This window comes from Streptomyces sp. NPDC058525 (assembly GCF_042719495.1).
Lineage (GTDB): Bacteria > Actinomycetota > Actinomycetes > Streptomycetales > Streptomycetaceae > Streptomyces.
Genome location: NZ_JBHXNP010000013.1, coordinates 44,432 through 61,760, shown reverse-complemented (window position 1 = coordinate 61,760; position 17,329 = coordinate 44,432). Strand labels below are relative to the sequence as shown.

The 17,329-nt window shown below is 69.8% G+C and carries 3 protein-coding genes; 2 read left to right on the top strand and 1 reads right to left on the bottom strand.

Features of this window, described 5'->3' with window-relative positions; all coding sequences use genetic code 11:
- The first annotated feature begins 602 nt into the window (after positions 1-602).
- Positions 603-13,874, top strand: a complete 13,272-nt coding sequence (locus ACFWP3_RS09820) for a toprim domain-containing protein (protein ID WP_384218199.1) — start codon at positions 603-605, stop codon at positions 13,872-13,874.
- Between the two features lie 48 nt (positions 13,875-13,922).
- Positions 13,923-16,145, top strand: coding sequence for a hypothetical protein (locus tag ACFWP3_RS09815; protein ID WP_384218197.1), 2,223 nt, complete (start codon positions 13,923-13,925; stop codon positions 16,143-16,145).
- An 18-nt stretch (positions 16,146-16,163) separates the two neighbouring features.
- Here ACFWP3_RS09815 and ACFWP3_RS09810 read toward each other — a convergent pair whose 3' ends face one another.
- Entirely contained in the window at positions 16,164-17,327 is a 1,164-nt protein-coding gene (locus tag ACFWP3_RS09810) for a phosphotransferase family protein (protein WP_384218195.1), read from the bottom strand.
- Between the last annotated feature and the right edge of the window lie 2 nt (positions 17,328-17,329).

Sequence of the window (17,329 nt, the reverse complement as noted above, 5' to 3'; positions counted from 1 at the left end):
GCGGCGCGCGGTGGGACACCCAGGGCGACGTCCCGTCGGCCCTGGATTCGACGCCGGATGAAGCCGAGCCTCGACCCGGCAACCCTCCTTCGACACGCCACCCCGACCGTGGGGACATGCCGGTGCCGCCGGCAACGGGCTGGGCCACCGAGGATGCTCCGTCGGCCTTCGCCGAACAGGTAGCACCGGGGTGGACCTTCGCCGACGAGGTGCCCTCGGCCCTGGAGAGCCCCGCGCCGGCCGACAGTTTGCTTCCAGAGGAAGGCACTGCCCAGGAAGCCCCGCCCCACACCAGTGCTCCGTGGGCGGAGGAAGCACCGTCAGCTCTCCCCGCGATTCCAGCCGGGTGGTCGGAATCGGACGCTGTCCCATCGGCATTCAGTCTGCCCGGCGACGACCTTCCTTCGCCGATCCCGGTAGACGCCGAGCGCACGCCCCCACGGTGGGCGACGGGACCAGCGGATGCCCCTGGGAAGACCCAGGACTGGAGCGCGGCCGCCACGGCCGTCTCCCCCCGGCGGGACAGCCGCCGGTCCCCGGCCGAGCGCAGCAGGCGACCGGGCGCTGAGGACGCCGATGCACGAGGAGACCCAGGCCTGGACGTGCCGAACACTGCCGGAGGAGAGCACACTCACCCGGTCATTCGGGAGCCTGATGCCGGCTCCGCCGAGGTGGCTTTCTCCGACCCGGGCGCGGTCGAGGTGTGGGACGGCGAAGGCGGCGGCAGCCCAGAGATATGGGAGGCCGTCCGGGTTGCCGACTACATGACGGACCTTCAGGCTGACATCAACGTCCGCGTCGAGACCGAGCTCCGTGCCGAGACCGGGATGGATGCGGAGAACCAGGAGCGGCTCGAGCTTGCCAAGGTCCACGCGAGCATCGTCGTGCCTTCGCTCGGTTGGTCGCGTCAGCTCGCCGACGTCATGCGGCTCGCTGCCGATGGTCGGCTCATCGTGGACAGCGACGGCCTCTTCCGGCAGCGAACAGAAGGGAGCGGGGCTGGCCGGCGGGTGAGTAACTCGCGAGTGCGGCTCCTCCTGAAGAGTTCCTTCTTGAGCCTGCCTGCAGGTGAGTCCTCTGCGGGCGCGGTTCGACCCACAGTTCAGGGCGAGCAAGCCCTGTTCCTTGCGGACTTGTACCCCGAAGGCCTCCACGCGGATGACACGACGGCCTACGAGGCGCGGTTGAAGGCGTCACGTCGGCACTGGCGTAGCAGCGAAGAGAACAAGGACGCGGCCCGAAGGCTGCCCCCGCTGGAGCGGTGGGCGATGAAGTGGCCCGAGGATCGTCAGCCGCAGCGCCTCTCAGAGTCGGAACACGCCGACGCGGTCTACGCGCTCGCCGTCTTTGCCTACAGAGACCTCGATGCGGTGGTGACACGGCTGTGGAAGCCCGGCGTCAAGGCGGGCGACCTGGTTGCGATCGGCAACCGACTGACCGCAGCCCAGCAGAAGCTGGGCCAGGACGACCGTGGCGGAGCCGCCGCGGACCTCAGGGCTGCCCGCGCGCTCGCAGAGCGGTACGCCGCCTCGATCGAGGGTGACCCTCGGGCAGAGGAGGCGAACACGTGGACCCGCCGCCTCCATGAGCGAATCGACCAGTACCTCGCGCACTGGCCCGGCGCAGATGCCCCCACGCAGTCGCCCGGCAGGGAAGCGGCGGAAGTACTGCAACCCGTCGCGATGGCGACTCGGCGCGGAGTTCCGCCGACCCATACAGCGGAGGGAGCACCGCTCACCTCTCCACAGGAGAACGTCACCCGCCCTCCTACCTCGGAGGGCGCCAAGCCGATACGAGATGGACAGCCTGAAGTGTCCGATGCCGATTCGCAGTTGGCCACGAGCCCGCCGGCACCCTCTGCGTCGCCGCAGGCCAGCGAGCCTCCCCGTACTGCGGCAGTGCCCTCGACTGCGAAGACGGCTGCCTCGGGCGATGGTGCCATCAGCGCCCAGGACACATCGCGGCTGCTTCAGGTGGAGTGGACGCTCGACCTCGGACCCACGCCGCCTCCGATGGGTGACGAAGAGCGGGCAACAGCCATAGCCATGAGGGCGAGTCTTCCGGCCGACGGCCTCGTGGATCTCCTCGCAGCGGCCTACGACGACCAGGCGTACTCGGAGTGGAAGCGCCGCTACCTCATGAGCCGGAGCGCGGGAGCCACGCAGGTCGGCGCCACCGAGGTCAGGTACGAGCACTATGCGAACCACCTGGAGGCGACCGTCGGGGACGTCTCGGTCACCGTGGCCTGGCCCCGGGTGCGAGCCTGGGTACGTGAGATCGCCACCCCCGAGGTGGTCGGCTTCCTGACCAAGGCGAAGGCCGTCAGCAGGCGCTTCCCGCAAAACCGCCAGGGGGAGGAGCGGTGGCAGGCGATGGGGGAGCTTGCCCTCGCCCGGACCTTGCGTGAACGCGTGGAGGCGGCGAAGCGGCAAGTCCTTGATCACGCGATCGGATACCTGGCGTCGCGGAGCATTCCTGCCACCGCGAGGCGCAGCCGTCCCACTGCCGCGTCGGCCGGCGGCCTGGGGCTGTTTGACGCGGACGGACCGTTCGCGCTGCCGCCGATGGGTGAGCTGAGTCAGGACTTCGACCGGATCATCGCACTCCTCCCGGATCCCGGGCAGGAAGCTCCGAAGAGATTTGCGCCGCTCTCCGAGTTGACTCCTGGCATGGTGATCGAGCTCGACGACAGCCCCATCGTGATCGCCGAGATCGACTCCCACCCAGGCCGCGTCGACATCATCGGCGAGCACCGGGGACCCGTCCGGCCCCACCGGGTCAAGCACTCCCTGGACCTTTCTGCGGAGTCTGACCCCGCACTGCAACTGGCCGAGCTGCCGCCCTCTCTGGCTCCGCTGATCGGGCCCGTACCGCTCCGTGAGGGTGGCACCGGCCGCGGGCCCCTGGTCGCCGGGCACCCCGATGCCAACATTCCGATCCGTCCCGGGGCCGGCCGGTCGGCTCCCCAACTTCCCGCGGGTCCGCCTCTGCCCCGCCTTGACGTCTTCGTCTGGGACGAGGAGCGGCGCCGCTCCCACGGCAAGGCCATCGCCCTGCGCGCCGGCGGCATGCCGCCCGTGTCCGCGGCCCGCCGACAGATGGACCCTGACGACCCGTTCACGCAGTTCGTCGACAATCTTGAGCACCAGCTGATGCAGCTGAGCGACCGGGCTGCCGAGCACGCCGTCGTCGAGCGGGCCGCGGCTGAGATCCGAGAGGGAGTCACCGACCTCGCCGCACGCGCCCGGGCCTACAGCGCCGAGAGGCTGCGCCAGGCCGAGCAGAACCCGGCCCGGCTCCTGCAGATCACCATGGAACCCTCCCTGAGCGGACCGTTCCGGCGCCTTGCCATGAACACGGTGATGGCCGCGATCGACCGAGCCGAAGCGGCGGTTTCAGAGGCGGGACAGCAAGCCCGGGTGCGCGCGGCCTTGGAGGCCGTTGTCTGCACCCGTCCACCGCGCGAACCGCGAGGGGACACTCAGGCGGACTTCGGCGATGCGCTGGTTCCCTTCACCTCCATGGACGAGCGGACCTCCGCAACCGTCGCCGAGCTCCTGGCGACACCTGCGCAGTGGGAGCACTTCAACCTCATGGCGGCGGAGGTGCACGCACTCACGAACCGGGCGGCGGCGGTCGGCGAGGAGCCGGCCGCGCGCTTCGCGACCGTGGACGAAGTACGCCTCCACCTGTCTTCCGTGGCAAACGAGGAGATCAGTGGAGACAGCGGGCCTCAGCGCGAACGCGCGCAGAACCGGTCCAGGCGTGCTGCGCGCCTTGCCGCTGACCCGAGTCTGGAGCTCGCGCCGTCCGGGCGCCTGGCCCTGCACGGTTCACCGAGGGACGGCTGGCATGTCGTGGCCCCGGGATCAGGCGCGGACGTCGTGCCGTGGCCGGTCAGGACCCGCAAACACGCGCTGGCCTTCGCGGACCTGATGGACCGGCTGACAGACGACTCTGGTGAGGCCCACCCGTGGGATGCCGACGACTTCCCCGGGCACAGCGGCTCGCAAGTGCACGGCGTCAGCCTGCTCTACGACTGGGTGACCAGCTCGCCGTCACACACCGCCTACAGTTTCCGGGACCGTCTTAAGGGCCTCCGCCAGCGGTCAGCCTCGGCCGGATGGATGGAGGATCTCGCCCTCCACCGGTTCAGCGACTACGGGTTCATCCACCCGGCCGCTCCGGACCAGCTGAGCCCGGGCGACGAGATCATGTTCGCGTTCGACCAGGACGAGCTGACCTACGCCTCCGCCGTCGCCGGGTACTTTCCGCCTCCGTACATGCGCAATCGCGCGATCGGCACCGCAGCCGTCGGTGCCGACGGCAGCCTGATCCCGGGCCACTGGTGGCCCGAAGGCCGCCCTGACGAGGTGCAGAAGCTGGACCTACCGGTGCGGCTGCGGGAGGGGGTGCGCCGCGCGCGCACGGGTGAGTACCAGCTCCACGAAGGCATCACCGCCCACCTTCCTGCAAGCGAGCAGCGAGCCGACACTTCACCGGTGGCCATCGGACAAGCCGCCCCACAGCCGTGGGTGCAGGAGGCCCCGGCCGCGTTTGCTCAGGCGCCGACCGGCCTGTCGTGGGTACAGCCCGAGGGCGTGCCCTCCGACCTCGGCGCAGCACAGTCCCCCGGCGAGTCCGCCGACAGCTCCGCTCAAGCCACGCCTGGCACGGGGCAAGCATCGGCCCCGGTCGCTGCCGAGGGCCCGAGAGAAGGTTCCGACGCCGAGCGGAGGCCTGCGGAACCTGGGCAAGGTCAGGCTGAGGCGTCAGAAGAGCCTGCCGTCCCAGGAGCCGTCCGGCAGCGGGGCAGCATGGAGGTAGCTCTCCCGAAGCTCAAGAAGGCACAACGCACCGCCCTGGAGGAGGTGGCGCGCGGCCTCGTCAGTCGCTTCGGGGGTCTCTTCATGAAGCAGACCCACGCGGTGCGGCGGGAAGCAGCACGATCTCAGAATGCCGTGGCCGACCTGCTCGAGATGGGGCTGGTGGAGGCGGACGGGCGGCAGGTCCAGCTCACGTCTCGTGGCGACGCCTGGTTCGCACACAACGGTGTTGAACGCCCGGCTGGCTCGGAGGAGTCGTGGGCAGCAGGCGAGACACCGTACCTCGCCGCCGCGGGGAGTATCGAGCAGTCGCAGCTTCTGCTGGCGCCGGCGTCGATTGACTACAGCCAGGCGTCCCCGGCGCAGGTCACCTTCGAGCCGGACTGGCCGCATCCACCGTCCCCGGCCCCCTTTCCGGACAACTGGTACAAGACCTCTCCCGACGAGGGCGCCATCTCCGCTGCCCGACGACAGGCTCGGCGTGCCCAGGAACGATTCGCCCACTCCACGGCCCGGGACGTAGCAGCACTGGCGATGGCCGACGACGAGCAGCGGTGGATCTGGACTCGTGCCAGGCCCCTTGCGCAGTTCGATGAGAACGCCGCCGCAGCTCTGGAGCGCCTCACTGACCCCGCGACCTTCGCCTACTCGACCCAGGCCCTCCTGAACCTTCGCGCGGTTTTGGAGGGAGTGGGCCGCGGCGCCACAGAGGACTACCTCCAGCGCATCCTGTCGGCGGGCAGCGATCCGGCCGCCATGGACAAGGCGTGGCGTACTGACCTCGGCGTCGCGACAGACCCGACGTACACCACGCACGTGCGCGCTGTCGTCATCAACTACCTCATGCAGACGGCCGCACATGCGGAAGCCGCCGGCCTGGATGCCGTGGCAGTCATCGACGTCCTGGAGGACGCGGGCGGCTGGGATGGTCACCTGCCTCAGTTCGGTAGGTCGCAGTCAGGGTTTCCGCACTTCCCGGCTGCTGAAGCCGTTGTGCAGTCAGCACAATTCGTGGCGAGCGCGGCGCGAGAGCAGCTGATGGGCGCGTCCGAAACAGTTCAGGCCTGGATCGAGCAGCAGAGGAACGCGGAAGATGTCGAGCCGCGAAACCCCGGTGGTCTACCCGCAGCCGGGCGGGAAGGCGTGGTGACCGTGCCGCCGGGGCATGGGGGCCAGGCGGCGCCCACCGCTGGGACCTCGGCGGTCCACCTCGGGGACCCAGACCAGGCGGAGACGCCCGAGCCTGTCCTGGAGGCGCTCCAGGTGAACGGCCCGGGCGATCGCGCGGACACGATGCCTCCGGTGGCCGCGACAGGCGATGGCGCAGCCGAACCGGGCGAGCCGAACCGCGGAGCCTCCGCCGCCAAGAAGGACGGCGAGCAGGCATCGGACAGCGCGCGTCTTGGAGGCGCAGCGACTTCTGAAGGAGAAAGAGCTGACTCACAGACCGGGCCAGGCCCCTCACTGGAGGCCGACCCGCAGCCCGCTTCCGAAGAGTCCTCGCGGGAGGCAAGGCCGGGCGGCGACGCGGCGGCGACACAGGAAGGAGCCAATGCCGAACGCTGGCCCGGCGCGGCATACGCGTATGCCCGCGAGGCCACGCACGACTGGCGCCGCTTGGTGGACGCCATGGCGGCGCTCGATGAGAGCCACCGGACATGGCCGCGCACCAGCCGGAGCCACGTCGAGCTGACCAACGTCAAGTCAGCCGTCTCCCGGATCGATGGACAGATGCCCGCCGTTCCCGCCGTCCTGCCGGAGGTTGCCCACCAGCTTCGTGAGCTGGACGGGATGCTCGACGTAGTCCGAGATGACCTCGCGCGCTCAGGAGACGAGGAACTGAGGCGCCGGCTGACCCCTCTGCTGAGCGCTGTGACCGAGGCTCATGGGCAGACCCACGACAGGACCCAGGCATCGGCACGGCAGCTCACCCGCAACACGGCCGGCACCTGGTTGCATCCGTGGGTTACGGAACTCCCCGAGGGGACACGGGCGAACCATGAAGTCCGGCTTGCCCACACTGCGGAGCGCCCGGGCCGCATTCTGCACGCCGACGGCACCCTCCTGCAGCACATCGGCGCCGGGGAGGAATCGGTCGCACGACCCGCCCGAGCAGCGGGAATCGTTGACGCTCCACGCGGCACTGGCGCCTGGCAGGTGGTCCGCTTTGAAGACGGCACCCACGAGGTCGTTCACCCCGCCCTGCTCCACCCTGCCGACCAGGATCCCTATCCGCTCCAGGACGGGATCGACCTGACGGCTGAAGCCTGGGCGTTGCGGTGGCAGGCCTTCGACCGGGCCGAAGCCGCCGGCGCAACGGCAGCGGTCCTGGGGGCGTTCTTCGTTGTGCCCGGCGACCGGATTCGGGTCCCCGGCCGGAAGGGCGAGCGAACCGTGACGAGCGTCGAACACGGCGCCCGACGTCGCAGCGGCCGCAAGCAGGTTGCTGGCACCGCGTTGATGCACCATGGCGCTGGCACGGTCAGGACCGTTGAGTACATGGCTACGGACCCCTATGCCGCGATGCCGTTGGCGCTCCCCGAGGTGCATCCCGGTCTCGCTGCCAACCCATTCTTCGATCCCTCCGAGGTGATCCTCACCCAGGACCCCATCCCGGCCGACAGCTTCCACAAGTTCTCTTACACCTGGTCGGCTACCGTCGCCGGCGGCCACGAGGGCACGTACTCCATCACGGGAGACTGCCAGGGCAAGGTCAGAAACGGCATCCCAGACCACAAGACCTACCGCGTCCACTACGCCCACGGATTCGCCGACGGCCAGCACGAGGAGGCACAGGTCTGGGCACTTGGGTTGGCCACCACTCTGAAAGGGGCGGCCGAGTACATCTCCGCGCACTGGACACGGTCGCAGACAGGCGACCACCGCGCAGAGGCGCAGCAGGACGACTACGCCTCCGGCCTGTGGCTTCTGCCCGATGTGGGCGAGGGCGAGTACCTCGTGTACCGGCCTGACAGGTCCTGGGAGCTCACCAGCCGTGAAGGCAACGTCTACGACATCCGCTACGAGGGCACGACTCGTGCGGGCAACCTCGAGGTACGCCACGAGGGGGAACTCGTAGGTGTCACCACCGAGCGTTACGAGAAGAAGTGGCCGCAGATGCTGGCTCTCGTCCGCGACCACTCCGCCCCGCAGCCCGAGACGCCCACCGCCGCTGTTCCTTCCGCCGAAGTCCTGGCGGATGCCCCCGAACGGGACGTCAGCCCAGACGCGGATGTCGATCAGGCAGCGACTGGTGGGCACATCAGCTCGGCTGATGAGGTTGCAAGGCCGGACGTAGCCGTAGCCGGTGCAGAGGAGCCTGATGCTCTCTTCGATCTGGTGGCGACTGAGGGAGAGCGGGTCGGAGAAGGGATACAAACCGCTGCGCAGGTCAGGCCCGCGGGCCCTGTTGTCGGTCCGATGGCGCAGACGGCTGAGACGGCCGCCCGTGCCGACCTGGGGATCGCCCCCCTGGAGGGAGAGGGCGTCGATGAGCACAGCGATCGGTTCGACGGCAACAGCCGCCCACCCGCCGATTCCGACCCCGGCCCTCTCCAGCAGGCACAACTCACAGGGGACCTCGAACCAGGGCATGGCGACCTGCAGGAGCAACCGGGCGCCAAGCCTGCCAACCCCACCGAACGGGAGGATGTCCCACTGCCCCGTGCTGGACGCAGCCTGCAGGAAGCTCCTGTCACCTCGCACGAAGAGGGCGTGACGCCGCCTCAGGGCGGACGTTCCCACCAGTCACGGTCCGAAGCCGAAGTCGCCGCAGGAACGCTGCGCGCTGAGCCGAGCCCTGAGGCGACCCGTGATCTTGAGACGGCGGGGCAAGACTCCTCGCGGGAGTCGGCCGTGCCAGCAGGTGATGAGGATCGGGAGCGCCCCGTCGAGGAACCTGTAGGAATGGCCAAGTCCTCAACAGGCCATGCCTCCCAGAATGACAGCGCCGAGAGGCCAGCAACGGTGCCGACGGAAGCGGAGGTGGCTGAGCATGCAGACGCCGATGCCGTCGACAGGAAATCGTCTCCGCGGCAGCCTCCTGGCGCAGCCGGGGCGTACGCGGATCCGTCGGCCTACGAGGTAGCCCACGAGGCACTCCTCGCTGTCCTTGACCAGCACGAGGACTGGCTCACCGAAGATGCCGCCGCAGCAGCAGCGGCAGACGCGCTGGTCACCACCAGCGGCGTGGCACCCCCCGCACTGGCGGCGCTCTTGGCCCTCGACGCCTCGGCTCGCACCGCGGAGGGGCGCGGCGACACGCATGCTGCCTTCGCCGAGCAGCTCCGGCACCACGTCCGGTGCACTCAGCTGACCATGGCCAAGATCGTCGTGGGCCAGGCGACCCGGACCACAGACCTCGCTCGCCTTCGCGACCTGCACGTCGTCGCCTTCGAGGGTCAGTTCATCGGCTTCCGGCAGACCACTGACGCCGGGGAGATGGAGGTCGGGCAGTACTTCGGGCACCGCGCCGACCAGATCAACCAGCAGACCACGGCAGCCGCGGACACCGCGGAGCTGGGAGCAGAGACGCCAGAGGAGGACGTCACTGTGGATGAGGGCGACGAAGTGGGGCTGCCCGCAATCGAGCTGCCCGACGGAGCCGGGGTGTTCTTCAGCCACGCCGAAGGAGCACCGCAGCTTCACGCGCGCGCGGTCGAGCTGGTCCGCTCCCCGCCAGGTACGAGCGGCGAACTCGCCTACCTTGACGGCCGACCCGTCTACGTGATGGTGACCGAACAGGCTGGTGCAGCAGAACCCGCGCTCGGGGCGCTCCTGCTCGGCCAGAGCACGGGCAATGACGCACGCACCGTGCACATCACCGCCGCAGAACTCGCGGCGGTCGAGCCCGCACGGCTCATGGCTGCCGTCACCGCCTGGATGGCTGCCGACGACGCGGGCGCCCGGCCACTGCTGGACTACGAGCAGGGCCCCGGGGGTGCTCCGGAGACGCCCGGGCCGGTGACCGCGACCCCAGAAGCACAGCCGACCTTGGCCAGCCGCGCCCCGGATGCCGCACCGGCAGCCGCCAACGCCGCTGCGGAGCCGGAGCGTGCCCAGTCTCCGGCCGACAACCTGATGCCCGCAGCCGAATCCCTGCCTCTGCCCCGGGAAGGTGCAGCGCCGATGACGACTCCTCAGCCTGGCCCTGAGACGTCCGAACTGCCACAGCCGGCGGCCCCCGCAGCTGGCCGGACTCCGACGGTCGAAAGGCCGGTCGTACAGCCAGCCGAGGGTGACGAGCAGAGGCCCATCACCGTCCCGCAGGCTCCTGCGACCGCCGCCCCGGCGATGCCCGCGGCGCGGCAGGAGGAGCTGGGAGCCGCAGACCGCCTTGCCGGACTCGCCCGCCAGGCGCTCGCGTCCCTGGGCTCCAGCCGGGAGGTCACGGCCACGATGGCGGCACCCGACCACGTGCTCGTAACTGTGGAGGCAACCGGCGACACCAGCCGAGACCAGTACCTCACCGAAGGCCTGCAGCAAGCCCTGAACACCGCGATCACCGGCCAGCCGGACCGGAGCCTGGACCGGCTTCGAGTCGATGTACAACATGCACGCACGGGCCAGACCCTCCTGCCCGCGAACGGCCCCGCCCCCACCCCTGCCAACGAGGCTGTACCGCGCGCACGGCTGATCGCCGTCAATGCGGAAGCCGCGCGGATCTTCGCCTCACGCCTTCGGACGGATGCGAACGCCGAACTCGCCCGGACCTACCTGCACGAGGGCGACGCAGCTGCGGGCATCCAGGGCCGCCAGATTCCTCCTGAGGTTCAGGAGCAGTGGGGTGTGGGCTACGCGCCGTCGGACCGAAGCGCTGGCCGGTGGGACGTATTGGCGCAGGAGCTGCAGCGCGCCGGATTCTCCGAGGACGAACTCGTGCAGTCCGGGTTGGCCAAGCGCTCGAGCAAGGGCACCCTCTACGACGCGTTCGCCGACCGAATCATGTTCCCGATCCACGACCAGGTGGGGGAGATCGTCGGCTTCGGCGGCCGTCGCATCGACCGACCCGGCGAGTCCGGCAGCCAGGCCCAGGAACGCGGCGGCCCGAAATACCTCAACACCCGGGAGACCGCGATCTTCCGTAAGGGTGAGCTGGTGTTCGGCCTGTATCACCCGGCCCAGGCGGAGGCACGCCAGGCCAGCATCGGACCGCGGGTCGGCCTGGAGGGCTACCTGGACGTCATCGCCATGGCGCGAGCCGGGGAGGCCCGTCCGCTGGAGCAGCGGCCCGTCGCCGGTGCGCCCATGGGCACCGCCCTGACCAAGGACCAGCTGACCGCGCTGCGCGGAATCCAGGATGGAACTCCCCGCACGCACGTGATGTTCAGCGACAACGACCCCTCGGGACAGCGTGCCCTCCTCAACAGCTGGGACCTCCTGCTGACGACGCCCGGAACGACCGAGGTCACGCGTGCCGAAGACGTAAAAGACGCTGCTGACCTGTGGGAGACGGGTGTGACGTCCGGCGCCGGCGGAGCACAGCAGGTCCTCCACGCACTGGACCAACGGCAGCCCCTGCTGGACGCGGCCGTCGAAGCCCAGCTGATCGACTTCGCCGACGCCGCGGAACGCGCCAACCACACCTTCGACTCAGGCGCATTCAACTCACGCAGTCGAGCGGCCGCCACCCACGCGGCCCGCCTCATCCACGCGGAGGCCCAGCACCGCGCTCCGCAGGACGCCCAAGAGCTCCAGCAGGCGGCCCTCACCTGGGCAAAGCGGCTCCACCAGAACTGGAAGCTGCCCGGACACCTGGTCGCCACCGCCGTCCTGCTCGGCCCCGGCAACCACGACGACGACCACCACAACGCCGTCTACGAGCAGGCACTCGACCTCCTGGCCGCCGACCCCGACGGCTACTTCGCCGATGACCAGCACGTACGGTCACGGAACTCCGCCATCCTCGCCGACGAACACCAGCCCACCGCGTCGGCAGCCCCCGGCACGTCTCCCACGGCCGGAGCAACCGGTACCGGCCTTTGGCCTGCCGGCACCAACCGGCCTGGCGCCCAAGCACCCGCTACCGCCACCCAGGCCGGCGAGCCCGCAGCCTTCACCATGAGCCTCCCCGGACCCGGACCCTCCGCCACCCTTACCGAGATCACCGACCGCACCGCCGCCGCCTATGGCCTCCACGTGGCCGTATACGACCGCCTCGGCCAGCACGCGATCGAAGACGAGAGCCCCGGGCAGCTCGCCAAGCCGCTTCCCCTCGGCAGCCTGTACGGGATTCCCCTGGCCACGTCGGGCGCCGACCAGCGGACCGAAGACCCCAGCATCGTGGTGTGGCTCGGCACTGACTCCCTGCGCCTGTCCTACCGCCGTTTCACGGCCATGACCCCGGCTGAGTTCCTTGCCGCCGTCGAATGGCGCGCCGCAGCAGCGGCCGGTGGCATCGGCGCGCCGCTGAGCCGCACCTGGCGCGATGCCGTGCGCACGATCCTGCCCCGCTCGCTCCCGCACACCCCAAACACCGACGAGTTCGCCGCGCTCCTCGACACCGTCGCCGCATCGGCCGAAGGCCGCACCGAGGAGACACGACGCCGCGGCCGCCAGGCAGTAGAGCTCTACACCGCCGGGCACCCGGACCTGGCCGTGGACCACCTGGCGGCCGCCGACCACATCTGGGTGCTGCGCAACGACGGCGGCTGGGTGCAGGAAACCGCAGCTGCCCAACCCAGCTGGAACGACGTCAGCGAGCGCCTCGCCCAGGAAGCGAGCGTCCTCAGCCAGCTCGGCCAGGAAGCGGCCGCCCACCCCGCCAGCGACCCGACGGCGGCCGAACTGCCGATCGCAGCCGACCTCACCGTCGCTCACCACAGCGCACACGAAGCCATGGCCGTCCTGCGCCCCTACTCCATCGGCCTGCCCGGCACGGTGTACGAACGGATCACCGACCTCGTCGCACAGATGGACTCCAGCGTGCCGGCGGTCCGCAGGCTGCGCGGACCTGACGGCGAGCGGCTGATGGGCCGGGCCAGGAGCAGCCTGGTGCGGGCTCTGCAGGGACTGGCGACCGTGGCGGGCAAGATCCGCCTGAGCGGTCTGGCAGACCGGCTCGAACGCGCCGTGGCTCGCCTGAGAGGACAGGAAGGCCGGCCTCAATCTGAGAGGGCCGTCCGCGCCGATCGCCGACTGCAGGACCTGAGCCACACCGAGCGTGACCTGGAGCGCCGCATGGCCGCTCCCGGGACCACGATGCAGGAGATCGGCGAGCTGCAGGAGCAGTGGATCATCAACCGGGCCCGGTGGCGAGCACGGTACGAACAGATCGCCGGCCAGCCGCCCACCACCGACTTCCTGCCCAGCAACGGTCTCATCGCAGGTGCACCCCCCATTCCTAACCCGGTCACCGGCCACGACCTGTTGGTCACCCGCCTCCGCAACCGAGTCGCCGAGGAACGCGACATCGACCCCCATACCGGTGAGATGAGCGACCCCTGGAACCCCACCGCAGACCTGCTCACCGGAGTGGCCTGGGCCTACCAGCAACGTCTGATCGGCAGCATCCCCACGGGCCCCGACCCGGAAGGCCCCGTACTCCCTGACCAGCTTCGACAAGCAGCTCTCATCGTCACTGCCCGCCGGGAGGCCTCCCCCCTGACACTTCGGCGCGCCATGGCGATCTCGGCAGAGCGCGCCGACCGCCTCCTCGACCGCCTGGAAGCACAGCAGATCCTCGGCCCCTACCGGCCGGACGCAACACGAACCGTCCTGGCCCAGAGCAGCGACATCGACGCCCTACTGGCCCGACCGCCCCACCCACGCGCCCCTGCACCCCGTCCTCCCGCGGCTGTGCCGCCGCCAACCACACCCATGGAGGCCGAGGGAGTATCCGAGACAGACCTCAACGGCCGCAGGGCAGAAATCGAAGAGGTCGTCACCAAGTTCCTTGCCGAGCAAGCAGCGCGAACCACCGGGCAGCCAGACGACCAGGGCGACCAGGCGGCCACTGCGAGCCGTGTTCGTACGGCAACGCGCCACGAGGCTCAAGCCAACGCGCTCACCACCAGGCAGACGACCCAGCTCACCCCGAGCCAGTTCTGACGCGGAGATCCGATGACAACGCCAGCACCTCTCCAGACCACGCCAGACATGCTCCGTCTCACGCTCCGCCAAGGAGCCACCGCGGCGGAGACCGAAGCCGAGTTCGAACGGTACGCCCGCCTGCAAAACCTTGGAATCGGCCTCCGCCGTGCCCGGGCTCTCGACAACGCCAACGAGCCGCCCCAGGCCGGACCCCGAGACCTGGCCGGCCTCGCAACCGCGATGGCCGGTGCCCACGCGGCGCAGGCATACTTCTTCCACCAGCCCGGATGGAGCACCCTCAATCAGATCCACCAGCGTGCCTCCGAGGCCCTGCGCGACCTCAACACGCAGGCGGAGCGCACCCCGCAAGCAGCCGTGCAGGCTGCTCGCATCACCTCGCTCGCCGCGAGCCTGATCGCCCGCCACGCAGCCCAGATCCAGGCGTACCTAGACACGTGGAATCAGTCGAACACCCCCGGCGCCGAGGCCATGCGCTACCTGACCCGCGCCGCGGAAGAGCATGCTGCCCGGGCGTCCGGCATCGACGAGGGCCAGAGCCTCGATACCCCCCGACTGCTTATAGCCCATGCCCACAAGCTCAACCGCGAGCTCCAGCGCGCGGAAGCCGCCCGGCCGGGACCACCGACCGACCCCAACCTAGACGACCCCGACGACCCCGCCCTGGACAGCGCCCTCAGCCTCGGTGCCCTGTATGACCGTGGCCTGGCCGAGGCGGCCAAGCTCGGCGACGCCCTGAGTGACCTCAGCACCCGCGCGCGACGTGTCGGGCAGCGGGCAGTCCTCGACGTCCGCCTCCACGGCATGATCGAGTCCTTGCAGATCCGCAGCTACGAGATGATCTCCGTGATCGCCCGAAGGCTGATGAACCGCTACGACGACCTGGGATGGCAGGACGACGGCCGCCGCACCATCGCAGCGACCATCTTCCACTACGCAGAGCAGCGCCTCGAACGCATCCGCGGGGCTATCGCGCCGGACCAGCAGCGCGAGTTCGGACACTACGAAGTCGACCCTCCGGACCGCTACCTGGACGCTGTCTTCGACGAGAACCGCACCGTCATCAACGAGCTCAAGTCCAAGTTCCTCCGCACCGAAGACCGCAGCGACCTGCAGATTCGGTTCCTCCTCGTTCAGCGGACCCTGGCAGCCGACGCCGGCGACATGGAGTGGGGCACCCAGCCGTTCTTCCCGCCCAAGGAGTACGTCGCCGGCGTGCGAGCAGACGACCCCGTCGAGGCCCGTCGCGAGCTCATCGATGCCCTGCGACGGCGGGTCGAACGCGACCCCTATCACCGCGACGCCAGCTTCCTCAACCAGGTCAAGGACCGCCTCGCCAAGGAGATCGCAGGACCCGACGAACTCACCCCGGAGGCGGCCCAGACCACCATCACGCCCACGCAGCTCCGGGCCGCCGCACTCCACCTGGTCGAAGGCGGAACAGCAGTCTCACCCCTCGCGCTGAGCAGCACCGCCGAGCTGAACCTCACGCACCCGCAGGCCGAGCGGGTCCTCCACGAACTCAAGAACCTCAACGTCGTCGGACCTCCCAACGGACTTGAGCCCCGCCAGCTGCTCGCGAAGACCCCGGCTCAACTGCCCTCAGCTCTCGCAGCACCCCGCCCTGGTCCGGCCGGGGTCCCCCCGCAGGCGCCCACACCCGCGCCGGGGCCCGAGCAAGCCCCAGCAGCCGTATCCCAGCCCGCCGTTGTCATCCAGGTCACTGACGAACAGCTGAGGATGGCCGCGCTCTCGGCAGCCGCCAACCGGCTCGCGTCTGCCGAGCTCTTCGTGAACACCCTGGCCGTGACACCTGATCAGGGTCAGGCCCTGATGGTTGCCCTCCAGGAACGCAAGCTTCTCGTCCAGGCCGCCGACGGCGCCTGGGAACCCACGTACAAGCAGGAAGGAGTCGATGCTGCGCTAGCGAACACACCCCAGGCCGCTGAGCCACAGCGTGCCGAAGCCGGACAGCAGGCGCCGACGACCCTGCCCCGTCGAGACCGGAGGGTAGAGCGGCCACACCCCGGCAATCTCGCCACCTCTCGCGAAGCCATTCCCCGGGCCCTGTCGGACGAGGACCTGAACCGGCTGCTCGAAGGCAGCCAGGACAAGATCCTCCAAGCGAGCCGAGCTCTCACAGACGGAGTGCAGTCCCGAGCTGCTGCTCACAGCCCGCAGGAACCCGTCGCCAGCAAGAACCAGAGGGTCGACGAAGCCCAGCAGAACGCGCAGCAGACCCAACACACAATCAGCACCGGAGTCCGCTGACGCCGGGGTCGACGCATTTCAAGAGAGGAAGTCATGGAGAGCCAAGAGCAAACTGACAGACTGCGGGTACTTCGAGAGCAGGAGGAGGAGCGCCGCAAGCAGAGGGTCGTCGCCCAGGTGCGGCGCGACTCTCAGGAGCGGCAGTCCCAGGACGAGGCTCGCGCGACAACCTCGCCTCACTCCCTTGATCAACACTACGCAGAGCTGCCCAGGTACTCGCACCACGGCATTCGATAGGCAGCCGGCGGTACCCAGCAGCCTGGGTATGCCGCCTGCGCTACATCGGAGCGCCCGCCCATGGTGTCTCGAAAGCAGGAGGGTGATGGGCGGGCGCGGGCCCCCGGCAATGAGCGTGGTGCTGGCGGACTGCATCCGGTCCTGGAAGGCGGGGTCGCATCCGGCCCCGCAATGCCGCTCACGGGTCCGGCACCGGGCCACCGTCGGTGCCCGCAGCGAGCGAGCCTGACGCGGGTGTTGTGCGCTGCGCACGCCGGCGAAGGCGGTGTAGTCGTCGCGGCTGGCGCCGAAGACGTTGCAGTGCCAGGCGGCGGTGGCCTGGTCCCATTCTCGATGGCCGACGGAGAGCCGTTCCCAGTCGATCAGGAACGTCCCGGCCGCAGTGGCCATGGTGTTGCCTGGCCCGGCGTCGCCGTGGATGACACAGCTGGGGGTCGGCCAGTCCAGAACGAGCCACCGCTCGCGGAGCTCGGAGGCGTAAGCCGTCAGCCAGTCCCTCTCCTCGAGGGTGGCGTGAGCGGCCGCGATCTGGGCGGGGAAGCGCGCGAAAGGGTCGTGTGAGGGAAGGCGCAAGGCGGTGGGCGCCGGGAGGTGATGGAGGACCCGGAGCATCCGGGCGACGCCGGCGGAGTTTGCCGGGCCGCCGGGGCCGAGGTCGGTCCAGAAGGTCACGGGGCGCCCGGCGGCCAACACGGGTTCTGGGCGGCGGGGCAAGGGGACAGGGACGCCGTTGCCGTAGAGCCAGTACGTGCCGCGGATCTCGTTTCGGGCGCTGTTCGCGGTACCCGGCTGGTGGACGCGGGCGACGACGCCGCAGGGCAGGCGCCAGACGCCGTTGTCGAGGGCGCGGATCAGCTGCGCCTGCGCGGCGTCGAAGCCCGCGCGGAGGCATGCCTCCCGGAGGGCGGGGAGGGTCTCCTTGCTGCTGCGCGTGACGGTGATCATCA

What these genes read in the sequence shown, in the direction of transcription:
- ACFWP3_RS09815 (WP_384218197.1), top strand. Translation starts at nt 13,923, where the DNA reads ATGCTCCGTCTCACGCTCCGCCAAGGAGCCACCGCGGCGGAGACCGAA.
- ACFWP3_RS09810 (WP_384218195.1), bottom strand. Translation starts at nt 17,327, where the DNA reads ATGATCACCGTCACGCGCAGCAGCAAGGAGACCCTCCCCGCCCTCCGG.